Origin of the sequence: Clostridium sp., assembly GCF_051656525.1 — a bacterium.
Taxonomy (GTDB): domain Bacteria; phylum Bacillota; class Clostridia; order Clostridiales; family Clostridiaceae; genus Clostridium.
The window spans coordinates 1-3,081 of record NZ_JBOGCC010000187.1 but is presented as its reverse complement, the minus strand read 5'-3'; the positions used below and the strand labels follow the sequence as shown (position 1 = coordinate 3,081).

The 3,081-nt window shown below is 29.9% G+C and carries 4 protein-coding genes and 1 pseudogene; 1 reads left to right on the top strand and 4 read right to left on the bottom strand.

Features of this window, described 5'->3' with window-relative positions; translation table 11 throughout:
- Positions 1 to 154, bottom strand: a pseudogene (locus ACRDDY_RS09430) (FAD-dependent oxidoreductase); the annotation flags it as partial.
- Here ACRDDY_RS09430 and ACRDDY_RS09425 point away from each other — a divergent pair.
- Positions 137 to 406 carry a helix-turn-helix domain-containing protein gene (locus ACRDDY_RS09425; RefSeq protein WP_438564699.1) on the top strand — a complete coding sequence of 90 codons (270 nt, stop codon included), beginning with the start codon at positions 137 to 139 and terminating at the stop codon, positions 404 to 406. The pseudogene ACRDDY_RS09430 and the gene ACRDDY_RS09425 sit on opposite strands and share 18 nt — an antisense overlap.
- A 45-nt stretch (positions 407 to 451) precedes the next feature.
- On the opposite strand, the gene ACRDDY_RS09420 is transcribed toward ACRDDY_RS09425, so the two are convergent.
- The 3 genes from ACRDDY_RS09420 to ACRDDY_RS09410 all read right to left on the bottom strand — a co-directional run.
- Complete coding sequence (locus ACRDDY_RS09420) at positions 452 to 1,198, bottom strand: N-acetylmuramoyl-L-alanine amidase (protein ID WP_438564698.1); 747 nt, start codon at positions 1,196 to 1,198, stop codon at positions 452 to 454.
- Between the two features lie 152 nt (positions 1,199 to 1,350).
- Positions 1,351 to 1,680 (bottom strand): XkdX family protein, encoded by a 330-nt coding sequence (locus ACRDDY_RS09415; RefSeq protein ID WP_438564697.1) that lies wholly within the window; start codon positions 1,678 to 1,680, stop codon positions 1,351 to 1,353.
- A gap of 61 nt (positions 1,681 to 1,741) precedes the next feature.
- Positions 1,742 to 3,081: hypothetical protein (locus tag ACRDDY_RS09410; RefSeq protein ID WP_438564696.1), on the bottom strand; the 1,340-nt coding region annotated here is incomplete at its 5' end.

The following is a 3,081-nucleotide window of genomic DNA, read 5'->3' as shown; positions in this document are numbered from 1 at the left end:
TTTCCCTAGGTGCAACAGAGAGATACCTTATAGAATTCCCTTTACTTCCTGCATATGGATCAATATATTTAGCATTTTCAAATCCTTTTATTTTTCTTAATTTTTCAAGTGGATAATAAGTAGTCATAAGTTTAGCATGAGCAAACTCAACAAGAAAACGATATTTAATACCCAGTTTGAAAATATTGTAGAAACTAGTTTATCACTGTATTCAGAAACTACTGGTGATAAAATTAAACTAGTTAGAATTCAAAGTGGTTTAAATTATAATTCATTTGCAAAAGCTTTAAAAATAAGCACAACAACTTTAAATAAATATGAGAGAAATTTGAGAATTCCTAATAAAGAATTTTTATTAAATATTATTGATACTTTTCATATAGACAAAAATTTTTTAATAAAATAAAAAAAGGCTAGTAAGAAATTAATCTTACTAGCCTAGTAACTTATTCTATTTTAAATATTCTGCATACATGAATCCACCATGCTCTCCATAATAAGTTGACCACCAATCTCCAACTTTACAATCAAGTTGTATTCTATCTCCTCTTTTAACTTGACCTATTACTGGATAATTAGTTCCTGCTCCACTTCTAACATTTAATACACTTGCTGTTACTGTAGCATATTTTTCATTTGAAATTTCTTCTATATTATTATCAGAAATTTTTTTAGCTGCAATGCCTTCTGCAATTAATTTACCGATTTCATATGGCCCTTTTTCTCTATAAATTGCTATATCTTCTGTTGCTTCACAAAAACATGTTTCAACTATTATTGCAGGCATAGTTGTTTTTCTAAGTTCGTAAAGCTTAGGGTTTATTCTAATACCTCTATTTTTAAATCCTGTTCCTTCTGTTACACTTGATACTATTCTTCCAGCAAACTCTTCTGCTTTCCCACCATTTCCATATATCCAGCATGCATGACCTAGTGCTCCATTATAACTATCAAAACATTTATCAAAGTGGACTGATATAAATAAATCTGCTCCCCATGCTTCTGCCTTATTAACTCCATATTCTAAATCTGTATATACATCACAGTTTCCAGGAGTTACATCAAGTACGTCATGACCTAACGCTTTTAAATATTTAATTACTGCATCTTTTACTTTTCTATCTTCTGTTGTTTCATCAATTAAAGCACTTGCTCCTGTAGCTTCAAAATTATGTCCACCTCTAACTGTTATTTTCATTTGTTATTCCACCTTTCAATTAAATTGCATTGTATTGTCAATACAATTTTTATATTATTTTTTTGATTTAAGGCAATAAAAAAAGAGCATAAACTCTATCTTTCTATTGCCCTAATATAGTAAATCTTTTATTGTATTTTTAATCTTAGTTATTATTGAGTAACTATTGGTTGTTCTGCTTGAATGTTTTTTTTAGTTTCAGTTTCTTCTGGTTTTACATCTTGTGATGCATTAACTGGTTGTTGTGGTTGAACTGGCTCTGTTGTTTCAACCTTAGGTTCTATAGTAGTTGAATCAGTTGGTTGAACCTGTGATACTGGTTCTTTAACCTCTGGTGTTGGTGCAACTGTTGCAGTTGGTTTTATTCCAAGAATATCATTATATTGTTCTTGTGTTAACATTCCTTGTTCTACAGCTTCTCGTAATTGCTCCTTTGTTGCCATTCCCCAATCGTAAAATTCTTTCCATGTTTCAAAATCCATTTTTTATTCCACCTTTCAAATTAATTGTATTGTATTGTATTTTCACTACAATTTTTATTTTTTATTTTTTATTTAATTGCATTTGAACCATCATTTTCCCTATGCTTTTAATTTGTTGTTTTAGTTGTTGATTCTCTAACATTAACTGTGTTGTAGTTTTTCCTATTTCTTGTGTTTTCTTTTGTGAATTATTTTGTACTAACATCATTTGAGCTGTTTGCCTACCTATTGTTGCAAGTTGTAAAGATGTTCTTCCTCTAATATCTCCCATGCTTGGAATCCATGCCTGAGGTCTTGAACCTTGAGCAACTGTATACCATTTTAATGTACAATTTATATTATGATTTGTTCCATTTTTTTCTCTAGAATAGAATCCAAAATTAAATTTTTGTGTTGTTGTTGGTATAAAAATTATACTTTTAGTATAAGAAGAATTTACTTCGAAAAATAGTGTATAACATTCACTCCAATCACTAGTATATAGCATACAAGTAGCGCCTGAATTATTAGTATTTTCTTCTGTACTAGCACATGCAGTAAAAACGTATGGATATCCTGCTTGTAATTCTACTTCTGATACACTATAACATGCTCCATTTGCACTTGTAACAAATCCATCTTTACCAAAATTAGAATTACCAAACAAGTTAACACCACCGTTAAGATCATAAGGGCATGCAGTCCACTCTTTAGCTGGAACATTCCCTTCAACTAATGAATACCAACTGATACCAGCTTGTCCTGTATATGCTGTATTTTCAGGAGATAAATATGAACTTACATATAAATACTCCGTTTTAGTTGCCACAAAAGTTTCTGATTTAATTATTTTATCTGTTTCAGTTATTAAAATATTAGCTCCGTTTGGACTCCAATCAGCATCATAGAGACAAACTTTAAGCCCACCGCCTTCTTTTTTAGCACTATCAGTTATATATCCACAAACAGTGAAAGTATAAGTATTTCCTTCTACTACTTGTATTGCGGTAGTTGTTCTTGCGAATCCATATTCTTTTGAAAGTAATGCATCAGAACCATCATCACTTTCAAAGTTAGATGCTAAAATTAAATTTACTCTAGGTATCTCTGTTCTTAAATCTGAAAATCTATTTTCATTACTTTGTAGTGAAATAACAAACTCATTTCCAAGTCTAATAACTTTTTGATTTACATCATTAATTTTTTGTGTTGTATCCGATGCATTTTGAACTAAATCTTTTGAATTATCTACAAGGTTTTTTGTATCTTCCATAAGCTTATTTGCTTCATCAAATTTATTATTAACAGTACTTTCAAAATTACTTTGTTTTGTTGTAAGATTATCTGTAAATGTAGTTTGGTTATTTTCAAGAGTTTCAACTTCTGTATTAATTGCATCAAGACCATCATGTAAAGCTCCTC